Annotated in this window: 1 pseudogene; it reads right to left on the bottom strand. The window is 47.2% G+C overall.

The features are described 5' to 3' along the window. Positions 1–40 precede the first annotated feature (40 nt). Positions 41–252: pseudogene (locus AB4512_RS24020) on the bottom strand (flagellin); the annotation flags it as partial.

Consider the following 252-nt stretch of genomic DNA (forward strand, 5'->3'; position numbering starts at 1 on the left):
GAAGTGGTAAGCGCTAAGCATCACTCTACAAGAAGAGAAACTAAGGGTGTGAATAGCGGCCAGTCATGGTTACATTGGTTTGAGAATTGTCCATTTGGAACAAGAATAGCCCAACAGCGGTCGTCGATTCACTCGTTCGTGCCGCTATGCTTCCAGAGCCCACTTTACGTTTGTTCAGCACGTCGACGATGAGCTTCGCACTATCAATAACGCTACCTACTGGGTCTTCAGTAATGATGCTGGATACTACAC

Source organism: Vibrio sp. 10N.222.52.B7, assembly GCF_041474275.1.
GTDB classification, from domain to species: domain Bacteria; phylum Pseudomonadota; class Gammaproteobacteria; order Enterobacterales; family Vibrionaceae; genus Vibrio; species Vibrio crassostreae_C.